This window comes from Achromobacter sp. UMC46 (genome assembly GCF_014170335.1).
GTDB lineage: Bacteria > Pseudomonadota > Gammaproteobacteria > Burkholderiales > Burkholderiaceae_B > Achromobacter.
This window is the reverse complement of the sequence record NZ_LZZS01000019.1, coordinates 28,054-50,761: the sequence shown is the minus strand read 5'-3', so window position 1 is coordinate 50,761 and position 22,708 is coordinate 28,054. Positions and strand designations below refer to the sequence as shown.

22 protein-coding genes are annotated in these 22,708 nt (G+C 65.8%); 7 read left to right on the top strand and 15 right to left on the bottom strand.

Going from position 1 to position 22,708, the window contains the following annotated elements; genetic code table 11:
• Positions 1-42: 42 nt before the first annotated feature.
• The 11 genes from A9973_RS16090 to pmbA form a co-directional block, all read right to left on the bottom strand.
• Positions 43-789 (bottom strand): DUF6776 family protein, encoded by a 747-nt coding sequence (locus A9973_RS16090; protein ID WP_183014741.1) that lies wholly within the window; start codon positions 787-789, stop codon positions 43-45.
• A gap of 49 nt (positions 790-838) precedes the next feature.
• Positions 839-1,903 carry an N-acetyl-gamma-glutamyl-phosphate reductase gene (gene argC / locus A9973_RS16085; RefSeq protein WP_183014740.1) on the bottom strand — a complete coding sequence of 355 codons (1,065 nt, stop codon included), beginning with the start codon at positions 1,901-1,903 and terminating at the stop codon, positions 839-841.
• 200 nt (positions 1,904-2,103) lie between these two features.
• Positions 2,104-2,496, bottom strand: a complete 393-nt coding sequence (gene rpsI / locus A9973_RS16080) for a 30S ribosomal protein S9 (RefSeq protein WP_006226692.1) — start codon at positions 2,494-2,496, stop codon at positions 2,104-2,106.
• Positions 2,497-2,505: 9 nt separating this feature from the next.
• Complete coding sequence (rplM, locus tag A9973_RS16075; RefSeq protein ID WP_006217309.1) at positions 2,506-2,934, bottom strand: 50S ribosomal protein L13; 429 nt, start codon at positions 2,932-2,934, stop codon at positions 2,506-2,508.
• A gap of 307 nt (positions 2,935-3,241) precedes the next feature.
• On the bottom strand, positions 3,242-3,952 hold the full coding sequence (locus A9973_RS16070; protein WP_169271843.1) for an ABC transporter ATP-binding protein: 711 nt from the start codon (positions 3,950-3,952) through the stop codon (positions 3,242-3,244).
• A complete protein-coding gene (locus tag A9973_RS16065) occupies positions 3,949-4,737 on the bottom strand; it encodes an ABC transporter ATP-binding protein (protein WP_183014739.1) in 789 nt (262 codons plus the stop codon). The genes A9973_RS16070 and A9973_RS16065 overlap by 4 nt, the downstream gene beginning before the upstream one ends.
• Entirely contained in the window at positions 4,730-5,611 is an 882-nt protein-coding gene (locus A9973_RS16060) for a branched-chain amino acid ABC transporter permease (protein WP_183014738.1), read from the bottom strand. Before A9973_RS16060 ends, A9973_RS16065 begins: the two co-directional genes overlap by 8 nt.
• Positions 5,612-5,614: 3 nt before the next feature.
• A complete protein-coding gene (locus A9973_RS16055; RefSeq protein WP_105559311.1) occupies positions 5,615-6,496 on the bottom strand; it encodes a branched-chain amino acid ABC transporter permease in 882 nt (293 codons plus the stop codon).
• Between the two features lie 164 nt (positions 6,497-6,660).
• Complete coding sequence (locus A9973_RS16050) at positions 6,661-7,815, bottom strand: ABC transporter substrate-binding protein (RefSeq protein WP_183014737.1); 1,155 nt, start codon at positions 7,813-7,815, stop codon at positions 6,661-6,663.
• Positions 7,816-8,076: 261 nt separating this feature from the next.
• Positions 8,077-9,174: a TRAP transporter substrate-binding protein gene (locus A9973_RS16045; protein WP_183014736.1), complete on the bottom strand. Its 1,098-nt coding sequence runs from the start codon at positions 9,172-9,174 to the stop codon at positions 8,077-8,079.
• A gap of 170 nt (positions 9,175-9,344) precedes the next feature.
• On the bottom strand, positions 9,345-10,709 hold the full coding sequence (gene pmbA, locus A9973_RS16040; protein WP_183014735.1) for a metalloprotease PmbA: 1,365 nt from the start codon (positions 10,707-10,709) through the stop codon (positions 9,345-9,347).
• A 58-nt stretch (positions 10,710-10,767) separates the two neighbouring features.
• Between pmbA and yjgA the strand changes: the two genes are divergently transcribed.
• The 6 genes from yjgA (at position 10,768) to A9973_RS16010 (ending at position 15,675) form a co-directional block, all read left to right on the top strand.
• Entirely contained in the window at positions 10,768-11,319 is a 552-nt protein-coding gene (yjgA, locus tag A9973_RS16035) for a ribosome biogenesis factor YjgA (protein WP_183014734.1), read from the top strand.
• Positions 11,320-11,355: 36 nt separating this feature from the next.
• Positions 11,356-12,033: an alpha/beta hydrolase gene (locus tag A9973_RS16030; protein WP_183014733.1), complete on the top strand. Its 678-nt coding sequence runs from the start codon at positions 11,356-11,358 to the stop codon at positions 12,031-12,033.
• Positions 12,034-12,316: 283 nt separating this feature from the next.
• Complete coding sequence (locus A9973_RS16025; RefSeq protein WP_183014732.1) at positions 12,317-13,321, top strand: ABC transporter substrate-binding protein; 1,005 nt, start codon at positions 12,317-12,319, stop codon at positions 13,319-13,321.
• A complete protein-coding gene (locus A9973_RS16020; RefSeq protein WP_183014731.1) occupies positions 13,321-14,133 on the top strand; it encodes an ABC transporter ATP-binding protein in 813 nt (270 codons plus the stop codon). The genes A9973_RS16025 and A9973_RS16020 overlap by 1 nt, the downstream gene beginning before the upstream one ends.
• Before the next feature lie 3 nt (positions 14,134-14,136).
• Entirely contained in the window at positions 14,137-14,973 is an 837-nt protein-coding gene (locus tag A9973_RS16015) for an ABC transporter permease (protein ID WP_183014730.1), read from the top strand.
• A gap of 9 nt (positions 14,974-14,982) precedes the next feature.
• The gene (locus tag A9973_RS16010; protein WP_183014729.1) at positions 14,983-15,675 is read left to right on the top strand and encodes a cysteine hydrolase family protein; all 693 of its coding nucleotides are present in this window, start codon (positions 14,983-14,985) and stop codon (positions 15,673-15,675) included.
• Positions 15,676-15,718: 43 nt separating this feature from the next.
• On the opposite strand, the gene A9973_RS16005 is transcribed toward A9973_RS16010, so the two are convergent.
• Positions 15,719-18,160: a GNAT family N-acetyltransferase gene (locus tag A9973_RS16005; protein WP_183014728.1), complete on the bottom strand. Its 2,442-nt coding sequence runs from the start codon at positions 18,158-18,160 to the stop codon at positions 15,719-15,721.
• Positions 18,161-18,280: 120 nt separating this feature from the next.
• Here A9973_RS16005 and gltX point away from each other — a divergent pair, with 120 nt between their 5' ends.
• Complete coding sequence (gene gltX, locus A9973_RS16000) at positions 18,281-19,687, top strand: glutamate--tRNA ligase (RefSeq protein ID WP_183014727.1); 1,407 nt, start codon at positions 18,281-18,283, stop codon at positions 19,685-19,687.
• Between the two features lie 61 nt (positions 19,688-19,748).
• On the opposite strand, the gene A9973_RS15995 is transcribed toward gltX, so the two are convergent.
• The 3 genes from A9973_RS15995 to A9973_RS15985 form a co-directional block, all read right to left on the bottom strand.
• Positions 19,749-20,948: an MFS transporter gene (locus A9973_RS15995; protein ID WP_183014726.1), complete on the bottom strand. Its 1,200-nt coding sequence runs from the start codon at positions 20,946-20,948 to the stop codon at positions 19,749-19,751.
• 128 nt (positions 20,949-21,076) lie between these two features.
• Positions 21,077-21,583 carry a hypothetical protein gene (locus A9973_RS15990; protein WP_183014725.1) on the bottom strand — a complete coding sequence of 169 codons (507 nt, stop codon included), beginning with the start codon at positions 21,581-21,583 and terminating at the stop codon, positions 21,077-21,079.
• A gap of 189 nt (positions 21,584-21,772) precedes the next feature.
• A complete protein-coding gene (locus A9973_RS15985; protein ID WP_183014724.1) occupies positions 21,773-22,672 on the bottom strand; it encodes a LysR family transcriptional regulator in 900 nt (299 codons plus the stop codon).
• Between the last annotated feature and the right edge of the window lie 36 nt (positions 22,673-22,708).

Here is a 22,708-nt window from a genome sequence, read left to right as displayed (position 1 = left end):
GGCGCTCGCATACTGTCACTATAGCGCAGGGCTTGACTAGACTCAAAGTTCCAGTTTGATACTGCGGGAAGCCCGGACGGTATCGCCTTCCAGCACACTGACGGTGACGCTTTCGGGGACAAATCCCTCGGGCACGGCCAAAATGCCTTGGCTGCGCTGATATTGGTCGAACTGCAGGGCCAGCGAAGCCGCCGTGGTGGATTCGCCCGTGGCGGTCACCGGGCCGGTTTCGGCTTTGACTTGCAGGGGCGCCAGGTCGACAGTCACGGTTTCGCCCTTCAGGACGCCCGTGGCCTGGAACCGCAGCGCGCCCGCGAACGGCGACCCGCCATTGCGCCCGCTGCGCATCAGCAGCACCTTGTAGCGCAATCCGCCGCCTTCGCGGTCGATCTGCACCCCACGGATATCGACTGACCCTTCGGGCCCCGGCGGCAGCAATTGTTCGTAGAACGCCAGCTGGTCGCGCACCCGGCCGACTTCGGCCTGCGCGGCGCGCAGCTGCGTTTCAAGCTCCTGGCGGGCCGAGCGCTCGATGACGAGCTCTCCGTCCGCGGTATCCAGCTGGCCCTGCGTGTAGCGCAGCTGGGTAGCCTGCTGGTGCATGGCTTCTTGCTGCGCCTCGGCTTGCGCCGTACTGATCACGACGACATCTTGCGGCCGGGCTTGCCGCTGGGCGTGGAAATAACCCGCAACGCCGCCCAGCAGCACGCCGACCAGCAACCCCGCAAGCACGCGCAGCAGCCCGCCGGCGGGGCGGGACTGCGGTGTGGCGGGAGCGTCAGCTGACATAAAGCACATAGAGGGGCGGCGGCCAGGGGCCTGCCGCCCGATCAAAGCATCAGGGCAGGATCGCGACCTGGTCCAGACCAGTCGATTCCGGCACCCCGAACATCAGGTTCATGTTCTGCACAGCCTGGCCGGCGGCGCCCTTGACCAGATTGTCTTGCACGACCAGGACGATCAGCTGGTCGCCGTTGCCCGGGCGGCTGATCGCGATGCGCAGGTTGTTCGACGCGCGGACCGAACGGGTTTCGGGCAGGCTGCCGGCCGGCATCACGTCGACGAAGGGTTCGCCGGCGTAGCGTTGCTCGAACAGGGCCTGGAAGTCCGTGTCGCGGGCTTCGGGCAGGATGCGAGCGTAGATCGTGGAGAACATGCCGCGGATCATCGGCACCAGGTGCGGCACGAAGGTCAGGCCGACCTTGCCGCCGGAGATCTTCTCCAGCTGGGCGACGATTTCCGGATGATGGCGATGGCCGGCCACGCCGTAGGCTTTGAAGTTGTCGGAGGCTTCCGAGAACAGCGACCCCACTTCCGCCTTGCGGCCGGCGCCCGACACGCCCGACTTGCAGTCGGCGATCAGGGATTGCGCATCGACCAGCGCCTTGCCGCCTTCCAGCAACGGGGCCAGGCCCAGCAGCACGGTGGTCGGATAGCAGCCGGGGTTGCCGATGACGCGGGCCTTGGAGATGGCTTCGCGGTTCAGTTCCACCAGGCCATACTGGGATTCGGCCAGGATGTCCGGGCAGGTGTGGGGAATCTTGTACCAGCGTTCGAAGGTCGGGATGTCCTGCAGGCGGAAATCGGCGGCCAGGTCGATGACGCGGGTGCCTGCGGCGATCAGTTCCTGGGCCTGCGCCATCGCCACGCCGTGGGGTGTCGCGAAGAACACTACGTCGCAATCCGTCAGCGAGGCCTTTTCCGGCGCCGAAAACGCCAGGTTCACGCGGCCACGCAGGTTCGGATACATATCAGCGACCGGCAGCCCGTCTTCCTTGCGGGACGTGATGGCGGTCAATTCCACATTGGGATGCTGCGACAGCAAGCGCAGCAGCTCGACGCCGGTATAACCGGTGCCGCCGACGATACCAACCTTGATACGGGTGTTCGATGCTTGGGCCATGATGGTGTGCTCTTCGTAGAACGAGGCTAGATTGTATCGCTCGAAAAAGGGGTCATGTGGCACCGTGCCAAATTTGGTGCACTAACCCCGTTGTCCGACCTGACGTGGGTGCGCAGAGTTCCGCGCGAAGCGTCGCGAGCGATTGCGCGCGTGACGCCCAAAAACAAAAAACCCGCCGAAGCGGGTTTTTTGCAGCAACATTAACGCTTGCTGAACTGCTTGCGCCGACGTGCCTTGCGGAAGCCGACCTTCTTACGTTCGACTTCACGGGCATCGCGGGTCACAAAGCCAGCTTGCGACAGTGCGGGCTTCAGGGTCGCGTCGTAGTCGATCAGGGCACGCGTGATGCCGTGACGGACTGCGCCGGCCTGGCCGGTTTCACCGCCGCCGTGGACGTTGACTTTGATGTCGAACGATTCCAGGTGGCCGGTCAGTTCCAGCGGTTGGCGCACAATCATGCGGCCAGTTTCGCGGGCGAAGAACTCGTCGACGGGCTTGCCGTTGACAACGATCTTACCCGTGCCCTTCTTGATGAAAACGCGAGCCACCGAAGTTTTGCGACGGCCGGTTCCGTAATTCCAGTTACCGATCATGGCGTTTCCTTAGATATCCAGCGTCTTGGGCTGCTGGGCGGTGTGCGGGTGCTCGGCACCAGCATAGACCTTCAGCTTCTTGATCATGGCGTAGCCCAGAGGACCCTTGGGCAGCATGCCCTTGACGGCCTTCTGAATGGCGCGACCGGGAAAACGCTCTTGCATTTTCTCGAAGTTCGTTTCGCGGATACCGCCCGGGTACGTGGTGTGGCGGAAGTACTTCTTGTCCTTCGCCTTGGTACCGGTAACGACGATATCGGATGCGTTGATGATGACGATGTAATCGCCCGTATCAACGTGCGGCGTGAATTCAGGTTTGTGCTTGCCACGCAGACGACGTGCGACTTCGCTGGCCACACGACCGAGGACTTTGCCCTTGGCGTCGATCACAAACCAGTCACGTTGGACTTCATGCGGCTTGGCCACAAAGGTCTTCATGATGGTTCCTAAGAATAAAAAGTTCTTGCTGGCTAGAACGTCTAACCAGTGTTCTTTCCCCAACTGGGCAAAAACCTGATGAACCGCAACCCATGGATTTCGGCTCGGGGTTTTACCTTTATCGACGTCCCGCCTAAGCGTTATTACCCGCCCGTGCAATGGTCAAAATGAGGGAAAGCCTGAAATTCTAACACGGTTGCTCAAAAAATGGGCAAGCGGAAAGTAGTCAGGCGGTGGCTGGCCGCAAGCCATGTTGCAGCCAGCGTACAAGCAAATTCGGGGACAAGTCCCCGAATGCGGGGCGCCATCAGGCGCCCAGATACGCTTCCAGCACGCGGGGGTGGCCCAGCAGTTCGCGGCCCGTACCCGTCAGCGCCATGGCGCCGTTTTCCAGCACGTAGCCGTTTTGCGCGATCTTCAACGCCTGGCGCACGTTCTGCTCCACCAGGAACAGGGTCAGGCCGTCGGCGTTGATGGCGCGCAGCGAACGGAAGATCTCCTGCACGACGATCGGCGCCAGGCCCATCGACGGTTCGTCCAGCAGCAACAGGCGCGGCTTGGCCATCAGGGCCCGGCCGATGGCCAGCATCTGCTGTTCGCCGCCCGACAGGTTGCCGGCGATGCCGGTGATCCGTTCTTTCAGGCGCGGGAACAGGTTGAACACGTATTCCAGGTCGGAATCCACGTTCTTCAGGCCCCGGCGGTAGGCGCCCAGCTCCAGGTTTTCCAGCACCGTCATGGTGGTGAGGATGGCCCGGCCTTCCGGCACCTGCACGATGCCGCGCGCCACAAGCTGGTGCGGCGCCAGGTTGGTGACGTCTTCGCCTTCGAACAGGATGCGGCCGCGCGCCTTGGGCAGCAAGCCCGACAGCGCCAGCAGCGTGGTCGATTTGCCGGCGCCGTTGGCGCCGACCAGCGCGGTGATTTCGTTGGCGTTCAGGTCCAGGTCGATGCCGCGGACAGCTTCGATGTGGCCGTAGTTGACCTCGAGTCCGCGGACTTCCAGCATCGCGCTCATTTGGCGGCCTCCGCTTGTTCGGTGTCTTCGTCGTCTTCGCGGCCCAGATAGGCCTCGATGACCTGCTCGTTGTTGCGGATCTCTTCGGGACCGCCGCAAGCGATGATCTTGCCGAAGTTCAGCACCGCGATGCGTTCGCACAAGCCCATGACGAAGCGCATGTCGTGCTCGATCATCAGGATGGTGTAGCCGCGGTCGCGGATGGCCAGGATCTCGCGCATGAGTTCGGCGCGTTCGCCGGTGTTCATGCCGGCGACCGGCTCGTCCAGCAGCAGCAACTTCGGTTCGGTGGCCAACGCGCGCGCCAACTCCAGGCGGCGCTGTTCGCCGTAGGACAGGTTGTCGGCCAGGTCGTTGGCCTTGTGGTCCAGGCGCATCCACGTCAGCAGTTCGTGGGCGCGCTCGCGGGCGCGCTTTTCGTGCTCGCGGTAGCCCGGCAGGCCCAGCAGCAGGCTGGGGAAGCCGTAGTTCATGTGGCGATAGGCGCCGACCACCACGTTTTCCAGCAGCGTCATCTCTTTGAAGAGGCGGATGTTCTGGAACGTGCGGGCGATGCCCATGCGCGTGATGCTGTGCGGCTTCTTGGCCAGGACGCTTTGGCCGTTGAACGTGATCGTGCCGCCGCTGGGCGGCAACAGGCCGGTGATCAGGTTGAACACCGTGGTCTTGCCGGCGCCGTTGGGGCCGATCAGGCCGAAGATCGCGCCTTCGGGCACGGACAGGCTGACGTCATGCAGCACATGCAGGCCGCCGAAGCTCTTGGAGACGGAGGAAAGCTCAAGCATGGCGCTTGCCTCCCTGGCCGCCCCGGCCTTGTCGCATCCAGCGCTTGAAGCGCGCTGGATCCCAGATGCCTTGCGGCAGGAACAACACAATCACCACCAGAATCACTCCGTTCGCGATCAGGCGCAAATCCGCGAAGCCGCGCAGCAGCTCGGGCAGCACCGTAATGATGAAGCTGCCCAGCACCGGACCGGCCAGGCCGCCGATGCCGCCCAGGATGGCCATGGTCAGGATTTCAACGCCACGGTCGAAGCCGTATTCGTTGGGGCCGATGAAGAAGGTCAGGTGCGCGTTCAGGGCGCCGGCCAGGCCGGCGATCATGGCGCCTGCCACGAAGGCCAGCATCTTGTTGGCGCGCACGTCGATGCCCATCAGGCCCGCGGCCGTTTCGTCGCCGCGGATGGCGTCGAACGAGCGGCCGATCTTGGAGGCGCGAACGCGCCACAGCACGAACAGGACGATGACGACCGACAGCACCACATGCCACCACTGCGTCAGCTGCGGGATGCCGTTCAGGCCCAGCGCACCGCCGGTGAGGGACTCGGTGTTCAGGATGGTCACGCGCACGACTTCACCGAAGCCCAGCGTGGCCATGGCCAGATAGACCCCTGACAATCGCAAGGTCGGCAAGCCGATCAGCGCCGCCACCAGCGCGGGCGCCGCCATGCCGCCGGCCAGCGCGACCGTGAATGGGACGTCGTAGTTCATGGTGAGCAGCGCGGCGGTGTACGCCCCGATGCCCATGAAAGCGGCGTTGGCCATGGCCAGCATGCCGCAAGCCAGGGTCAGCCAGATGGAGAGGGCCAGCAACGCGTTGGTGCCCAGCGTGAGCACCAGGTTGCCGTAGATGGCCCAGAAGTTTTCGAATCCGCTCATTCTTTAAGCCTTGCGTTGAACCACTTTGCCGAACAGACCTTGCGGGCGCACCAGCAGGATCAGGAACAGCAGGCCGAAAGCCACCGCATCGCGCATGGTGGAGCCGACGTACGCGACGGACAGCACCTCGGCGAAGCCCAGGAAAAGCCCGCCCAGCATGGCGCCGCGGATGTCGCCCATGCCGCCCAGGATGATGACCGCGATGCCCTTGTGCAGCATCGGCTGGCCCATCAACGGGAACAGCGCGTTCGAATACAGCCCGATCAGCACGCCGGCCACGCCGCCCAGGGCGGCCGCGGCGAACGAGGTGGTGACGAACAGCTTTTCGACGTTGATGCCCAGCAGCCAGGCGGCCTTGGGCGATTCGGCGATGGCGCGCAGCGCGCGGCCGAACTGCGTGCGGCGCATGACGTACATCAGCACGGCCATCAGCGCGAACGACAGGAAGATGATGCCCAGCTCGATGACGGTCAGGTGCAGGCCCGCGACTTCGATGACTTCCTCGGGCACGGTGCCGTGCGGGAAGCGCAGGTTGCTGGCGCCGAAAATGCTCTGGGCGCCGTTGTTCAGGATGATGCCCACGCCAATCGTGGCGATCATGGGGATCAAGTGCGGCGCGTTGCGCTTGCGCAGGGGCTTGAGCACCAGGTAGTCGATGATGACCCCGGTGAAGCCGGCCACGAAGAACGCGACCATCAGCGCACCCCACAGGGGCAGGCCGAATTGCTGGACGACGAACAGTGCCGCGTAGGCGCCAACCATGAAGACGGCGCCGTGCGCCAGGTTGATCACCCCGAGCACGCCGAAGATCAGCGTGAAGCCCAGCGCGAACAGTGCATATACACAGCCCAGCGACAAGGCATTGACGAATTGTTGTTCGAACATGATGGGACTTTCCAGATCTATGAGGGCCTCCACGCGCCCGCTGCGTGGTCTAGCTCTCCCTAGGGAGGCCATTTTTGTCTTGGGACGGCCCTACGATAAAAAGCGCCTTGCGGACAGCGGCGCTGTCCGCAAGGCGCATCCCCCCGCGCGGGGATGCGTACTGCTTACTTCTCGATGACGTACTTGCCGTCCTTGGTCACGCTGACGATCGGCGCCTGGTCGGCGTCATAGCCGGCAGGCTTGCCGGCGCGGTCGTTGGCTTGACGGAACTTGAACGCGCCGGTGGCGCCGGTCCAGGTCACGGCAGGCAGGGCATCGCGCAGGGCAGCGCGGTCCTTGGGCAGTTCGCCGGTGAGCTTGGTGTTCTTCAGCGCCTGGGCCACGATGTACATGGCGTCATACGACTGCGCTGCGAACTGGTCGGGCGAACCGTTGAACTTGGCCTTGTAGGCGTCGATGAACTTGACGTTCTCGGGGGCCTTGTTCTCGATCGACCACGGGCTGCCGATCCACAGATTGTTCGATGCGCCGCCAGGGGCCAGGTCGAAAATCTTGACCGAGTTCATGCCGTTGCCGCCGATGACCGGCACGTTCAGGCCCAGTTGGCGGGCCTGAACCATGATCGGGGCGCCTTCGGCCAGCAGTGCGGACAGCACGATGGCGTCGGGGTTGGTGCCCTTGATCTTGGTCAGCTGGGCCTTGAAGTCCACGTCGCCCTTGGCGAACGTTTCGGTCGTGGTGACCGGGATCTTCTGGTCTTCCAGGGCCTTCTTGAAGTTGTCGTAGCCGCTCTTGGTGAAGACGTCGTCGTTGCCGTAGAGCACCGCCACGTTCTTCAGGCCGGTCTTGGCCTTGACGGTGGAGATGGTGGCCGGCAGCACGTCGGCTTCGGTGACCGAGTTGCGGAACACGTAGTTGCCGATGGAGGTGATGCCGTCGGCGGTGTTGGACGTGCCGAAGGCGACCGTCTTGGCGGCCTGGGCGACCGGGTCGGCGGCTTGGGCCGAGTTCGACAGCGTCGGGCCGAAGACCATCAGGACGTTGTCCTTGAAGATCAGTTTCTTGAAGACGTTGATCGCTTCTTCTTTCTTGCCTTGTTCGTCCTCGACCACCAGCACGAGCTTGTTGCCGTTGATACCGCCCGCAGCGTTGATTTCATCAGCGGCAAGCTGGAAACCATTGCGGATCGAGACGCCGTACTGGGCGGCGCCGCCGGACAGGGCTTCCGCCACACCCAGCTTGATGTCAGCCGCGTGCGCAGCCGGGACGATACCGGCGGCGATCAGCGCGGCCAGCAGCTTCTTGGTCTTGGATTGCATGGTTGATACCACCTTAAAGTCTGTCTCGGAATATTGGTAATCCGGGCTGGTGTAATCCCGCCGGATTGACGTCTTATGCCGCCTAAAGGCGCCATGATTGCGCGTCAAGACCCGGGATATTACTCCTTTGTATCAGGCCGAAACTCGAATGTGGTTCGAGAAAAGCCTGAAAACCGCCCATTTTTTTGTAAAAAACGCGGTATTACTAGCAAAAACCCTACGCTCCGCCGAATGCCGTTCAGCCTGCGGCGGACCTCCTTGCTACCTGCCCGACAATGCCACGCCCAGGTACTGGCCGTAAGCGTTTTCGGTCAAGCGGAACCAAGGCATCTCGCTGTCGCGAAAGCCCATGTAACTGTCGAATATGGCCTTGAACTTGGGGTCTTTGGCCGCCAAGTCCTTGTAGGCCAGCTGCGTGGTCTCGAACGCCACGTCCAGGATGGCGCGCGGAAATGTGCGCACTTGCGCGCCACTTGCCGTCAATTGCGCCAACGCGGCCGGGTTGCGGGCGTCGTAGCGCGCGGTCAGGGCGACATGCGCGGCCAGCGAGGCGGCCTGCACGACCGCCTGGTAATGCTTGGGCAGCTTGTTCCAGGCTTCGTCGTTGATATAGAGCGACAGCTGTTCACCACCCGCCCACCAGCCGGGTGCGTAGTAATACTTAGCTACCTTATTCAGGCCCAGCTTTTCGTCGTCATAGGCGCCCGCGCCGGCCACGGCTTGCAGGCCGTCTTTTTCGAAGGCCTGGGCCAACGGCTTGGCCGGATCCGCCGGCTGCGGCGACACGCCCATGCGCCCGAGCACGTCGGCGGCCAGGCCGTCCACGCGCATTTTCAGGTCTTTCAGGTCGGTCAGCCGCTTGATTTCGCGGACGTACCAGCCGCCCATCTGCGCGCCGGTGTTGCCCAGCGGGAAGTTGATGATCTTTTCCGGCTTGAAGAGCTCGCGGGTCAGGCGCAGGCCGTCGCCTTCGCTCATCCAGGCGTTCATCTGGCGTGCGTTCAACCCGAAGGGCACCGCGGCGTCGAAGCAGAAGGCGGGATTCTTGGCGAAGAACAGACGAGACGAGCCATGGCCGCATTCCACCTTGTTGGTCGAGACGGCTTCCAGCAGGTCGGAGGCCGGCACGATCTCGCCGTCGGGGAAGTGGCGGATGTTGAATTTGCCGCCCGTGGCTTCCGAGACGAATTTGCAGAAATGCTCGCCGGCGCCGATGCGCAGGTCCAGGGCGGCGGGGAAAGCAGACGACAGGCGCCAGCTCAAGGACGGCATGTCCTGCGCGAACGCAGGCGTGCTGACGGCGGCGCCGGTGGCGACGGCGCCGAGTCCGGCGTGCTTCAAGAATGAACGTCGTTGCATCTCTCTTTGCTCCTTACAGCAACACCTGGGACTTTGAGCAATACCCGCCGGATATTACACGTTGGCGGCGGTTGGAATCGCTAGAGGAAATCCCGAGCCGGTAAGGGAATGCAAAGACAGGGAAGGCCAAGGCGCGCCGCGGCCGCCGCCGCTGCGCGCCGGTCGGGGGATCAGGTCCCCGCGATGGCCATTTGCTCGATCAGGATCGAGCCGGTGGTCTTGGTGCCGCGCGAAATGGTGTCCGCGCCCACGGCGACGATCTGCTGGAACATGTCGGCCAGATTGCCGGCGATGGTGATTTCCTGGACCGCATGCTGGATCTTGCCGTTTTCGACCCAGTAGCCGAACGCGCCGCGCGAGTAGTCGCCCGTGACGTAGTTGACGCCCTGGCCGATCAGTTCGGTGACGAGGAAGCCCGTGCCCAGCTTCTTCAACATGGCTTCGAAGTCGTCGCCGCGCTTGGTCAGCGTGGAGCTGAACACCAGGTTGTGCGAACCGCCGGCGTTGCCGGTGGTGGTCATGCCCAGCTTGCGCGCCGTGTAGGACGACAGGAAATAGCCTTCCAGCACGCCGGCCGAGACCACGCTGCGGCGGCGCGTGCGCACGCCTTCGTCGTCGAAGGGCGAGCTGCCCATGGCGCCGGGGATGTGGGGATCTTCGGTCAGGTTGATGTGCTTGGGGAAGATCGGCTTGCCCAGCGAGTCCATCAGGAAGCTGGCTTTGCGGTAGAGCGCGCCGCCGTTGACGGCCTGGGTCAGCGCGCCGACCAGCCCCAGCGCCAGCGGCGCTTCGAACAGGACGGGGAACTTGCCGGTGCGAATGCGCCGCGCCGACAGGCGGCTGAGCGTGCGTTCGGCGGCATAGCGGCCGATGGCCTCTGGCGAGGCCAGGTTGGCCGGATCGCGTTCGGAGGTGTACCAGTAGTCGCGCTGCATGCCGTTGCCGCGGCCCGCGATGGGGGCCACGGACAGGCTGTGGCGCGAATACGGGTAGCCGCCCAGGAAGCCCCGGGTGTTGCCCATCACGAACTGGCCTTCGTAGGTGCCCACGGAGGCGCCGTCGGTATTGGTGATGCGCGGATCGACTTCGCGCGCGGCGCGTTCGGCGCGCAAGGCGAGTTCGGCTGCCTCTTCGGTGGACACGCTCCAGGCGCGGTGCAGATCCAGGTCGGGGAATTCGGTGGCCAGCTGGTCGGCGTCAGGCAGGCCGGCAGCCGGATCGGCAGCGGTATGGCGGGCGATGTGCCAGGCGGCCTCGACCGTCTGGCGCAGGGCCGCTTCGGAAAAGTCGGAGGTCGAGGCCGACCCGCGGCTCTGGCCGGCGTAGACCGTCAGGTCCAGCGAACGGTCGCGCGTCTGCTCAACGGTTTCGATGTCGTTCTTTCGCACCGAGACCGACAGGCCCAGGCTTTCCGAGACTTCCGCCGCGGCGTCCGAGGCGCCGATCTGGCGCGCGTAGGCGAGGGTTTGTTCGACGAGTTCGGAAAAACGCGCGTGATTCGCCGCCAGCGGCAAGGATGAGGAGGATTTAACCATTGCTGTCCAATTTGCAGAGACGGTTATCATAGCCAAGTCTGTCATTGCGCAGTTTTCCATGAATTCCCATACTGAAGAAGAATCCGTCGACGACGGTTACGATGAAAACGGCTACGACCGTCCCAGCAAGTCCCAAGTCAAGCGTGACATGCACGCCTTGCTGGACCTGGGCAAACAGCTGATCGAACTGTCCCCCGAACGCCTCAAGCAACTGCCGCTGGCCGAACGCCTCTATGAGGCGATCCGCATGGCGCAGCGCACCACCGGCCGCGAAGGCCGCCGCCGGCAGATCCATTTCGTGGGCAAGCTGATGCGCGACGCCCCCGCCGAAGAGATCCGCGCCCAGCTCGATGTCTGGGAAAACGGCTCGCGCGAAGAGACCGCCGCCATGCACCGGCTGGAAACGCTGCGCGACCGCCTGCTGGACGACGACGACCTGCTGACCAAGCTGCTGGCGAACAACCCGCAGGCCGATGCGCAACAATTGCGCACGCTGATCCGCGCCGCGCGCAAGGAAAAGCAGGGCAACGCCGTGCTGCTGCAAGGCCAGGAACCGCAGAAAAAGCACTATCGCGCGCTGTTCCAGGCGCTCAAGACCCTGACGCTCTGATCTCCCCCCTTCCCTGATTTTTCCTGCCGGCCGTCCATGAACGCTTCCACCGACCTGCTCGATTGCATCGAGATCGAAACCGCCCCCCATCCCACGCACGCCGTGATCTGGCTGCACGGCCTGGGTGCCGACGGCAATGACTTCGCGCCCATCGTGCCGGAACTGGACCTGCCCGCGGGCCTGGGCGTGCGTTTCGTGTTCCCGAACGCGCCGGTCCAGCGCGTGACGATCAACAACGGCATGGCGATGCGCTCCTGGTACGACATCCTGGTGATGGACCTGGTGCGCGTGGAAGACGCCAAGGGCATCCGCGCCTCGGAAGCCGCCATCCACAAGCTGATCGCGCGTGAAAACGCCCGCGGCATCCCCACGTCGAACATCGTGCTGGCCGGGTTTTCGCAGGGCAGCGCCATGACCCTGCACACGGGCCTGCGCCTGCCGGAAAAGCTGGCGGGCATGATGGCGCTGTCGGGTTACCTGCCGTTGGTGGACACCGCCGAAGCCGAACGCCACAGCGCCAACAACGCCACGCCGATCTTCATGGCCCATGGCCAGTACGACCCGGTCGTGTCGCTGGCGCGTGCCGAGGCGTCGCTGGCCGAACTGCAGCGGCTGGGCTACGACGTGCGTTGGCACACGTACCCGATGCCGCATTCGGTCTGCGCCGAAGAAGTGGCCGACATCTCGCGTTTCCTGAACGGCGTCCTGGCCTGACACAGGCCTCCGGGTGGCGCGCCCTGCCCACCCGATAAATCAATCTTGTATACCAAGCGGTATTCCAGCCCCGAATTTTCCGGGCTGGGCTGGCGCTCGTCCATAGAGAAAAACGCCAATCTCAAAATACTTGTCGCCCGTTTGTATTGAATATAGTATTCGATCCATGCCTGACGGCCCGGGCAGTGATCGTTCGGGCTTCCCTGTTGTTGTTGTCGATTCCATCCCATTGGCCGTGTTGCGCCGGGTTTCGGCGTGCCATACAAGACGCAGGAGAAAGTCCGTGAAATCCTTGCCACTGCCCCGCCTGGCGGGCGCGGCGCTGCTTGCGCTGATTGTTCCGCTGGCCGCCCGGGCCGAAGCCCTGAATCCCCCCGTGAAGGTCCGCTACGAAGAGGTGGTGCGCTCCATCCTCTACGTGCCCAAGTACGTGGCCCTGTCGCAGGGCTACTTCAAGGACGCCGGGCTGGACGTGTCCATGAAGACGTCCCAGGGCACGGACAAAGGCATGACCGCCCTGCTGTCGGGCAGCGCCGACATCGTGCTGATCGGGCCCGAAGCATCCATCTATGTGCAGAACAGCGAGTCGCCGGTCAAGCCGAAGATCTTCGCGGGACTGACGGCCACCGACGGCTTTTTCCTGCTGGCGCGCAAACCCATCGACAAGTTCGACTGGTCCATGCTCAAAGGCAAGGATGTCATCGGTTTCCGCCCCGGGTCCAACCCCATCGTGTTCCTGGAAGCCGCGTTGCGCAAACACGGCCTGGATCCGCAGAAGGACGTGAAACTGCTGAACAACATCGGCATCCCGGCGCGCGCCGGGGCGTGGATGGCGGGCCAGGGCGAATACGGCATCTTCCTGGAGCCCGAAGCCGGCGAACTGGTGCGCAATGGCAAGGGTTATATCGTGGCTTCCGTCGGCCATGAAGTGGGCCAGGTGGACTACACCGTCTTCACCGCCACCGACAAATACATCCGCGACAACCCCAAGGTCATCCAGGCCTGGACCGACGTGGTCGCGCGCGCCGAGAAGTACGTGAAGGACACGCCCGCCGCGACGCTGACCCCGCAGATCATGACCTTCTTCCCTGGCATGGATCAGGGCGCGGTGACCGAAGCGATCGAACGCTACAAGCAATACCAGATCTGGAAGACGTCGCCGCTGGTGACGGCTGAGGCCATATCGAAGCTGCAGGACATGCTGATCGCCAGCGCCGTCATGAAGGACTCCGCCCGCGTGAAGTACGAAGACGTGGTGGTGGCCGATTTCGCCAAGAAGGCGCCGTGATGGGAGCCGCCGTCCATAACCTGAAGCCGGCCGCCGCCATGGCGAAGATCGAGCTGCGCGACGTCTGCCTGTCGTACTTCACGACCGAGGGCGAAACCGAGGCGCTGTCCAACGTGTCGTTCACGCTGGCGCCGGGCGAATTCGTCAGCCTGATCGGGCAAAGCGGCTGCGGCAAGAGCACGCTGCTGTCGCTGATCGCCGGGCTGATCCCGCCGACCTCGGGCGCCGTGATGATCGATGGCCAGGGCGTGACCAAGCCCAATCCGCGCATCGGCTACATGCTGCAGCAGGACTACCTGTTCGAATGGCGCACCATCCTGGACAACGTGATGCTGGGCGCCGAGATCCAGGGCCGGCGCGATGCGCGCAGCGAGGCGCGTGCCGTGCATCTGCTGGAAAAATGCGGGCTGGGCGCGTTCCTGTCGCACACGCCGCGGCAATTGTCGGGCGGCATGCGCCAGCGCGCGGCGCTGGCGCGCACGCTGGTGACCGAGCCGGACGTGATCCTGCTGGACGAACCCTTTTCGGCGCTGGATTCGCAGACGCGGCTGGCGATCTCGGACGAAGTGGTGGACATTCTGCGGCGCGAGGGCAAGACCGTGGTGCTGGTCACGCACGACATCGGCGAAGCCATCGCCATGACGGACCGCGTCATCGTGCTGTCGCGCCGGCCCGGCCGGCTGAAAAGCCAGCACCGCATCCACTACGGCGACGGCGCGCGGCCGACGCCCTTCCAGGCGCGTTCCCGGCCGGAATTCAACGCCTATTTCAAACAGCTCTGGGACGAGCTGGACGTCCACGTGGAGGGTTGACCCATGAATGCGCCCATCGCCAATACCGTCCCCCTGCGCGCCGTGCCCGCGCCCAGCGAGAAGTACCTGGACTACCTGCGCCGCGACCGCGCCCGCAAGCGCAACATCCGCCTGACGCAGGTGCTGCTGATGGTGGTCTTCCTGTGCGCGTGGGAGATCCTGCCGCGCATGCACGTTCTGAACCCGCTGCTGACCAGCTACCCCAGCGCGCTGTGGCCCACCTTCATCGAACTGTGGAACAACGGCCAGCTGGGCAAGCACATCATGACCACGCTGTCGGCCACGCTGGTCGGCTTCACCCTGAGCATGGCGATCGGCATCGTGGTGGCCGCCGCGCTGTGGTGGTCGGACTTCCTGTACAAGGTGCTGGACCCGTTCCTGGTGGTGGCCAACGCCATGCCCAAGATCGCTTTCGTGCCGATCTTCTACCTGTGGCTGGGTTCGGACTACGCCGTGTACGGCATGGCCGTCGCCATCGCGGTTTTCGTCACCATCATGGTGGTGTACGCGGGCTTCCGGGGCATCGACCTGAACAAGGTCAAGCTGGCCCACACGTTCGGCGCCAGCCGCTGGCAGGTGCTGACCAAGGTGGTGCTGCCCGGCAGCGTGCCCACCCTGATCGCGGCCGTGAAGATGAACATCGGCCTGGCGCTGGTGGGCGTCATCGTAGGCGAATTCCAGTCGGCGGATTCCGGCCTGGGCTTCCTCATCATGAACGGCAGCCAGGTGTTCAAGTTGAACATCGTCATGACGGCCATCGCCATGCTGGCGCTGATCTCCAGCGTGATGTACCTGATCATCTACCGCGTCGAAGCCGCCGTGGCGCGGCGTTACGGATAAGGAACGGCCATGGAATTCCCGCAATGGGTGAAGGATCGCGTCGTGGCCCGGCAGGGCTGCCTGCATCCGTATGACGAACTGCCCGCCGCCCGCACGGCGGTGGTCGTGGTGGACATGCAGCAGTACTTCACGCTGCCCGGCTACCAGGGCGAATGCGCGCCGGCGCGCGAGATCATCGCGCCGGTGAACCGGCTGTGCGACGCCGTGCGCGCGGCCGGCGGCACGGTCGTCTGGGTGCAGACGGCCTCGGACAACGCCGACGCCTTCTGGTCGCACCACCACGGCGTGATGCTGACGCCCGAACGCAGCGCGCGCCGGCTGGAAACGCTGCGCCGCGATTCGCCGGGCTTCCTGCTGCACCCGGACCTGCATGCGCACGACACCGACCTGCGCGTGGTCAAGCGCTTCTATAGCGCGATGGCGCCCGGCTCGTCCGAGCTGGAACCCCTGCTGCGCGGGCTGGGCGTGGACACGCTGCTGATCGCCGGCACCGTCACCAACGTGTGCTGCGAATCCACCGCGCGCGACGCCATGATGCGGGACTTCCGCACGATCATGGTGGACGACGCGCTGGCCGCGGTCACCCCTGCCGAGCACGAGCATTCGCTCTACGGCTGGATGCTGTTCTTCGGCGACGTGCTGTCGGTGGACGAGGTGGAGGCGCGGCTGACGCCCCGCCAGGCGGCCAGGAAGACCGCCTGACGGCAGCCTGATCCCGCGCAGGGTCAGGCCCGCCGGATCAGGATCAGGTCAGACCCAGCCAGACCCGGCGCATCGTCGGGTCTTCGGGATCGGAATCGTTGGTGAAGCCCAGGCTGGTCATCAGCGCCAGCATGGGCCGGTTCGTCGACAGCACCAGGCCGTCGATGTATTCCAGCCCTTGCTCGCGCGCCGCATCGATCAGCGCCGTCATCAACTGGCGGCCCAGGCCGCGCCGCTGCCAGTCGTCGCCGATCACCAGCGCGTATTCCGCGCCCCGCCCGTCGGGGTTGCGCAGGTAGTGCGCAAAACCCACGATGACCTCGCGCGGATGGCCGCGGTTGGCCGGGTTGGGCACTTGGGTCGCCGCCACCAGGGCCAATTCGCGGTGGTAATCCACCTGGGTGTAGCGCGACACCATGCGCGGGGTCAGCTCGCGCATCATCGACACGAAGCGCATGTAGCGCGACCGTTCCGACAGGCCGCGGATGAATTCCTGCAGGGCCTCGCCGTCTTCCGGACGGATGGGACGCAGCACCCACGGGATGCCGTCGCCGAAACGGCGCACCTGCACCAGGCGCGCCGGATACGGGTGGATCGCCATGTGCGGATAGCCCGAGGTCTGCGGCGTTTCGCAGCCCGGGGTTTCCGTCAGCAACAGGCGCAGCCCGCCCGCGCGCAGATGCGTCTCGCCGGCGTAGAGGGGGTCGATGTCCAGCGTTTCGATGTCGGGCAGTTCCGACACCATTTCAGACACCAGCACCACCGCCTGCTGCAGGGATTCGGCGGCGATATGGCCAATGCGCGGCGCCAGCACGCGGCGCCACAGCCGGCTGCGTTCGATCAGTTGCCGGGCCAGGAAGCCATTGAGCGGCGGCAGGTCCATGCCGCGGTCGGACGCGGACAGCATGGCGTCGGGGCCGCCCGCGCCAAAGCGGATGACCGGGCCGAATTGCGGGTCGCGCCGCACGCGGATCGCCATCGGGCGGGATTCGGGTTCGACCGCGGCCACGTCCACCGGCATGTCGCGCAGCGGCACGTAGAACAGGCCCAGCAGGGTGCGGATCTCGGCCGTGTTCAGTTCGCGCCGGCAGTCGGCGCGCACGCGGGCGATGACTTCGCGCGCCGCGGCCAGGTCGGGCACATGGCTGGGGGGTTCCTGCGGCTGCGTCTGCAGCAGCAGCTGCTGGTTGTAATGGTGCGACGCCAGCACGCCGAACGCGTCGGCGGCGGATTCGGGCGTGCGGAAGGCGGACGTGCCCGCGTCGTCCAGCATGCGCCGCAAGGGCCGCATGCCGGCGTCGCCCATGAAGCAGCTGACGACCGGCTTTTTCGCCTTGGGCGCGATCAGCGCCAGTTCGCGCGCGACGGCGGGCATGTCGGCCAGCGCGTCGGGCGCCAGCAGCACCAGCACGCCGTCCACGCCCGTATCGTCCAGCACTGCTTCCAGGATGGCGCGGATGCGCTCCGGGGTCATCGGCATATAGGTGATGACGGGGTTGGCGCTGACCGCGTCAGGCTCCAGCATGCCCTCCAGCGCGCGCCGCGTGGCGGGCGCCAGTTCGGCGCGAAGCACCGCGGCGTCCGGGCCGATCAGGTCCATGGCCAGCTGCGGCGGGCCGTTGCCGTTGGAGATCAGCGCCACGCGCCGACCCTTGGGGCGCCGCGTGTAGCCCAGCACCTTCACGGCCGAGAACAGCTGCACGAAGTAGCGCACCCGCACCGCGCCGGCGCGGCGCAAGGCGGCGTCGAAGATGGCGTCGGCGCTGTCGCCGTCGGCGCGGCCGGCTTTCAGCACGATGACCGGCTTGACGCTGGCGGCAGCGCGCAGCGTGCTCATGAATTCGCGCGCCGGGCCCACGTCTTCCAGGTACAGCACGATGCTGTCGGTGCGCGGGTCGCTGGCCAGGTAGTCCAGCACTTTCGACAGCCCCACCACCGCCTCGTCGCCCAGCGACACGGCGGTGGAAAAGCCGATGTGCACGTCTTCGGCCCAATCCATGACCGCCGCCATGATCGAGCGCGACTGCGCCAGCAGCGCAACGCGGCCGGCGCGCGCCAGCACCGGGTGCTGGCTGAAGTTCAGGCCGGCATGGGGACGCTGGGCGCCGAACGAGCGCGGCCCCAGCAGTTCGCAGCGGTTCTCTTCGGCCCAGGCCCGGCAAAGAGCCAGCGTGCCGCGCGGATACGGGTCGGGCAGTTCGTGCGGCAGCAGGATCACCGAGCGCGGCGCCAGCGGCGACAGGCGCCGCAGCGTTTCCGGCAGCACCGCCGGCGACACGCAAACCAGGGCCAGATCAGGCCGCTCGCCGGGCGCCAGCCCTTCCAGGGCCGAGGGCAGCTCGGGCGCGGCCCCCACTTCGCAGGCCACTACGGTGGTTTTCGCCTTGAGCGCGGGCGACAGGGAACCCGCCGCCGGCAGGGGCCGGTCGGCAACGATCACCAGCGAACTGGGTTCGAACATCGGGGCAAGAGCGTGTCGCAGCATAGGGGTGGCTGGCCCTAATCTAAAATACCGTTCATCGTAACAAGACAATCCCGTCGTCCGCTTGATGTGGACCCTGCCTGACGCCGCTTTGTGGCGCCGCAGCCGCTATCATTGCCACCTATGACCTCCAACGCCTCCTCCCCCATTCGTACCCGTTTCGCGCCTTCGCCCACGGGCTTCCTGCACTTGGGCGGCGCGCGCACCGCGCTGTTCTCCTGGGCCTTCGCGCGCCACCACCAGGGCACGTTCGTGCTGCGCATCGAAGACACGGACGTCGAACGCTCCACGCCGGAAGCAGTGCAGGCCATCCTGGACAGCATGGAATGGCTGGGCATGCAGCCCGATGAAGGCCCCTTCTATCAAATGCAGCGCATGGACCGCTACCGCGAAGTGGTCGCGCAGATGCTGGCCGCCGGCACCGCCTACCACTGCTACAGCTCGCCCGAAGAAGTGGAAGCCATGCGCGAGGCCGCCCGCGCCCGCGGCGACAAGCCGCGCTACGACGGCACCTGGCGCCCGGAACCCGGCAAGACGCTGCCCGCCATCCCCGACGGCCGCAAGCCCGTCGTGCGCTTCAAGAATCCCCAGGAAGGCGCCACCTCCTGGAACGACATGGTCAAAGGCACGATCAGCTTCGACAACACCGAACTGGACGACCTGATCATCGCGCGCCCGGACGGCACGCCGACATACAACTTCTGCGTCGTGGTCGACGACTGGGACATGGGCATCACCCACGTCCTGCGCGGCGACGACCACGTCAACAATACCCCGCGCCAGATCAACATCCTGCGCGCGCTGGGCGCGGCGCTGCCGGAATACGGCCACGTGCCGATGATCCTGGGCCCGGACGGCGAAAAACTGTCCAAACGCCACGGCGCGGTCAACGTCATGGAATACGACAACGACGGCTACCTGCCCGAGGCCATGATCAACTACCTGGCCCGCCTGGGCTGGAGCCACGGCGACGACGAGCTCTTCTCGCGCGAACAGCTGGTGTCGTGGTTCGACACCAAGCACCTGTCGAAGTCGGCCTCGCAATGGGATCCGAAGAAGCTGAACTGGGTCAACGCCCACTACATCAAGCAGATGGACAACGCGGAACTGGCCGAGCGCGTGGCCCCGCGCGTGGCGAACCGGGGCGGCCATCCGGAAAAGATCGACCTGCCGGGCGTCATGGGCCTCTTGAAGGACCGCGCTGAAACGCTGGAGCAGCTGGCTGACGGCGCCATGCTGTTCTGCGCCGAGTTCAAGCCCGCCGCGGCCGAGCTCGTCGAACAGCACCTGACCGCGCCGGCCCGCGAAGCGCTGGCCGATTTCGCCCAGCGCGCGCAGGACACCGACTGGACCCGCGAGGCCCTGTCCGCCCTGATCAAGGCGGTGCTGGCCGACCGTGGCCTGAAGATGCCGCAACTGGCGATCCCGCTGCGCGTAGCCGTCACCGGCCAGACGCAGACGCCCGCCGTCGACGCCGTGCTGGCCCTGCTGGGCAAGCAGACGGTGCTGGCCCGCCTGGCCGCGATCTAACCCGCGCGGCCGACCGGCCACGGGCCCGGCGCATCCCAGGATGCGCCGGGCCCGTGTCGTTTCAGGCCTGTTGAATGGCCGCCCGCGCCTTCAGCGCGCGCGCGAAGAACGCGCCCAGCAGCGGCAGCAGTACGGCAGAACCCCCGAACAGCGCGGCCGCGCCGATCTCGTCCACCACGGCGCCCGCCAGGGCCACGCCGGCCGCCTGCCCCATGAACAGACAGGACGCGAACCAGGCGACGGCCGTGCCGCGCGCCGACGGCACCATCTGCGTCGCGTTGGTCTGCAGCGTGGCGTGCAGCAGGTAGTAGCCGAAACCGGCCAGGACGCTGGCAAGCAGGCTCCACATCCAGACGGGGCCCAGCAGGTAGGAGAGGAAGGCCACGCTCAGCACCAGGCCGCCCGCGACCGCCAGGCCGCGTTCGCCCAGGCGCTTGAGGATGCGGCCGGCCACCACCGTGTAGATCAGGCCGCCCACGGCGTACACCGCTACGAGCGCGCCCGCGGCGGTCAGCGAGATGTCGAAGCGTTCATGCAGATAGGACGGCGCGAACGCCAGCGCGCCGAAGACCAGCAGGCCTTCCGCGAAGACGGTCGCCAGCACGATGCGGGCCCAGGGCGTGCCCAGCACCAGCCGCGCCTGCGCCACGAACCCCTGCTTGACCGCGCCCGCTTCCACCCGGCCGAAGCCGGACACCTGCTGGCGCCGCACTTCCAGATGCAGCAGCACGCCCACGGCCAGATACCCCACGACGAGCGCGGCAAAGGCCCAGCGCCAACCGATGGTGTCCGCGAACAGGCCGCCGGCCAATTGCCCGGCCGACATGCCCAGGATGGTGCCGGTCAGAAAGCGCGCCAGCGTCGCCTGCCGCCGTTCATACGGCACGTTGTCGCCGATCCAGGCCATGGACAACGGCACGATGCCCGCCCCCGCCGCGCCCGACAGCGCGCGGCAAAGCACCAGCACATCCAGCGATTCGGCCATCACGGCGCCCGCGCTGCCCAGCGCGCAGGCCACGGTCGCCACGCTGACGACGCGGTACTTGCCGTAGCGGTCGCCCACCGGACCGAAGAACATCTGCAGCACCCCGTAGGCCACGGCGAACGCCGTCACGGCGCGCGCGGCCTGGCCGGTGGTCGTGCCGAATTCCGCCGCCAGTTGCGGCAGCATGGGATCACAGATGCGGAAGGCGCTGGCGCTGACGAAAGCGGCCAGGGCAAGCAGCGCGATGGCGCGTGCTTCGGAGGACATGGCGGGCATGGGGGGGCGGGCAGCGAGGCGAAAGTCGAAGCCCGCACCTTACCGCAGCCCGGCCGACTTGGCGAAGCGGCCGGACGGGGGTGTCCGCCCGGCGCAACGGTCAGAGCGTAGCGGTCAGAGCGCAGCGGTCAATACGGCAGGCGGTAGCCCTGGGGCATGCGGCGCGCGGTGACGACCTGGCCGCCGGTCTTCAGTTCGCGCAGCGTCAGTTTGGCCTTTTCGACCTTTTCGACGCGGTAGCGATTCAGGTAGATCGGATCGTTCGCGTCCACCAGTTCGCCGGCAGATTTCGTGGTGCGCATCGTGTAGATGCCGTCGACCACCGTCCAGCACCCGGTCTCGCGCAGGGCGGGCCGCGCCTTGCGGCCGATCTTCAGCAGGGTTTCGTAGGCCATCGAGCCATCGGCCGACAACACGATCAGCGATTGCAGGTCGCCGCTGACGTCGCGGGGCTTGCTGTTCGATAACCAGGTGCCGATCATCGGATCGCCGTTTTGGGCCGGCACGCAAGCCACCGGCTTGGGCGGTTCCGCAGGCTGGGCCTCGGTGATGACGGCGGGCTTCCTGGCGACGCAACCGGCCAGGACCAGAACGGCGCAGGCGATGCCGGCCGAACGCAAATACACACTGCTCATGTCTTCCTCAACACGTCTGTCGACGCGTCGCGCCGATCACACCGGCACGCCCTTCGCGCAGCAAACATCACGCACTCTAAAGAGCCGCCAGGGAAGAATCAACGACGATCCGCGCGGTGTGCAATTGCGCAACAGTCGAACATTGAAAGGCCCGGCTTTAGCCTCGAAAACCGCACGAATGCGTTGGTTTCAAGCGACACTGCGGCCGCCTCGCACCGCTTTCGCACGCAGCATTTCCTCCATGCGCGCGGCCGCCGGCGACAGGCTGCGCCCCGCCAGCCGCGTGATGCCCAATTGGCGCTCGATGCGCGGCCGCGACAGCGGCACGAAAGCCAGGCCGGGCGAGTCCGGCGGCACGCCCAAGCGCGCCAGCACCGTCACGCCCACGCCGCGTTCCAGCATGGCCAGCAGCGACATCATGTTGGACACGAACACCTGCCGATCCATCATGAAGGCCGCCTGCGGATAGCCGGCAAGCTGGCGGTGCGCCACGGTGCCCACCAGCGGCAAGCCGGCGATCTCGCGCCAGGTCACCGATTTGCGTCCGGCGAGCGCGTGACCGCGATGGCAGACCAGGCCGAAAGCGTCGCGCAGCAACGGTTCGAACGACAGGCGGCGGTCCTGCAGCACCGGACTGCACACGCCCAGCTCGACCTCGCCCGCCAGCACCATGCGCTCGACGCCTTCCGAGTTGTCGTCGAACAGGCGCAGCGCCACCGCCGGATAGTGTTCGCGGTAGGACGCCACCAATTCGGGCAGCCAGTGCGTGGCCACCGTGGCGACGGAAGCCATCGTCAGCGTGCCGGCGCCGTTGCTGGCCAGCCCCGACAGCGCGCCCGCCACGCGATCGTGATGCTCGACCAGTTCGCGCGCCAGCGGCAGGCAGTCCTGCCCGAAACGCGTCAGCGTATTGCGGTTGCCGCGTTCGAACAATGGCTGTCCCAGGCGCTGCTCCATTTCGCGGATGGACAGGGACAGCGCCGGTTGCGAACGGAAGGCCCGGGCGGCCGCCGCGCGGAAACTGCGCAGCTCGGCCACCAGCAAGAAGTGCCGGTAGTGCGTGATGGACAGGTCGGGCAAGGATCGCATTGGGCAGCTCGATTTGGAAAACTTATCCAATCATAG

Bases quoted from the DNA above. Each gene is read 5' to 3' on its own strand.
- argC (WP_183014740.1), bottom strand. From the start codon at position 1,903: ATGGCCCAAGCATCGAACACCCGTATCAAGGTTGGTATCGTCGGCGGC.
- rplM (WP_006217309.1), bottom strand. From the start codon at position 2,934: ATGAAGACCTTTGTGGCCAAGCCGCATGAAGTCCAACGTGACTGGTTT.
- A9973_RS16055 (WP_105559311.1), bottom strand. From the start codon at position 6,496: ATGTTCGAACAACAATTCGTCAATGCCTTGTCGCTGGGCTGTGTATAT.
- A9973_RS15985 (WP_183014724.1), bottom strand. From the start codon at position 22,672: ATGCGATCCTTGCCCGACCTGTCCATCACGCACTACCGGCACTTCTTG.
- A9973_RS16070 (WP_169271843.1), bottom strand. From the start codon at position 3,952: ATGAGCGCGATGCTGGAAGTCCGCGGACTCGAGGTCAACTACGGCCAC.
- A9973_RS16005 (WP_183014728.1), bottom strand. From the start codon at position 18,160: ATGCTGCGACACGCTCTTGCCCCGATGTTCGAACCCAGTTCGCTGGTG.
- A9973_RS16045 (WP_183014736.1), bottom strand. From the start codon at position 9,174: ATGCAACGACGTTCATTCTTGAAGCACGCCGGACTCGGCGCCGTCGCC.
- A9973_RS15990 (WP_183014725.1), bottom strand. From the start codon at position 21,583: ATGAGCAGTGTGTATTTGCGTTCGGCCGGCATCGCCTGCGCCGTTCTG.
- A9973_RS16015 (WP_183014730.1), top strand. From the start codon at position 14,137: ATGAATGCGCCCATCGCCAATACCGTCCCCCTGCGCGCCGTGCCCGCG.
- A9973_RS16060 (WP_183014738.1), bottom strand. From the start codon at position 5,611: ATGAGCGGATTCGAAAACTTCTGGGCCATCTACGGCAACCTGGTGCTC.
- A9973_RS16030 (WP_183014733.1), top strand. From the start codon at position 11,356: ATGAACGCTTCCACCGACCTGCTCGATTGCATCGAGATCGAAACCGCC.
- yjgA (WP_183014734.1), top strand. From the start codon at position 10,768: ATGAATTCCCATACTGAAGAAGAATCCGTCGACGACGGTTACGATGAA.
- rpsI (WP_006226692.1), bottom strand. From the start codon at position 2,496: ATGATCGGTAACTGGAATTACGGAACCGGCCGTCGCAAAACTTCGGTG.
- pmbA (WP_183014735.1), bottom strand. From the start codon at position 10,709: ATGGTTAAATCCTCCTCATCCTTGCCGCTGGCGGCGAATCACGCGCGT.
- A9973_RS16050 (WP_183014737.1), bottom strand. From the start codon at position 7,815: ATGCAATCCAAGACCAAGAAGCTGCTGGCCGCGCTGATCGCCGCCGGT.
- A9973_RS16020 (WP_183014731.1), top strand. From the start codon at position 13,321: ATGGGAGCCGCCGTCCATAACCTGAAGCCGGCCGCCGCCATGGCGAAG.
- gltX (WP_183014727.1), top strand. From the start codon at position 18,281: ATGACCTCCAACGCCTCCTCCCCCATTCGTACCCGTTTCGCGCCTTCG.
- A9973_RS16065 (WP_183014739.1), bottom strand. From the start codon at position 4,737: ATGCTTGAGCTTTCCTCCGTCTCCAAGAGCTTCGGCGGCCTGCATGTG.
- A9973_RS16090 (WP_183014741.1), bottom strand. From the start codon at position 789: ATGTCAGCTGACGCTCCCGCCACACCGCAGTCCCGCCCCGCCGGCGGG.
- A9973_RS15995 (WP_183014726.1), bottom strand. From the start codon at position 20,948: ATGCCCGCCATGTCCTCCGAAGCACGCGCCATCGCGCTGCTTGCCCTG.
- A9973_RS16010 (WP_183014729.1), top strand. From the start codon at position 14,983: ATGGAATTCCCGCAATGGGTGAAGGATCGCGTCGTGGCCCGGCAGGGC.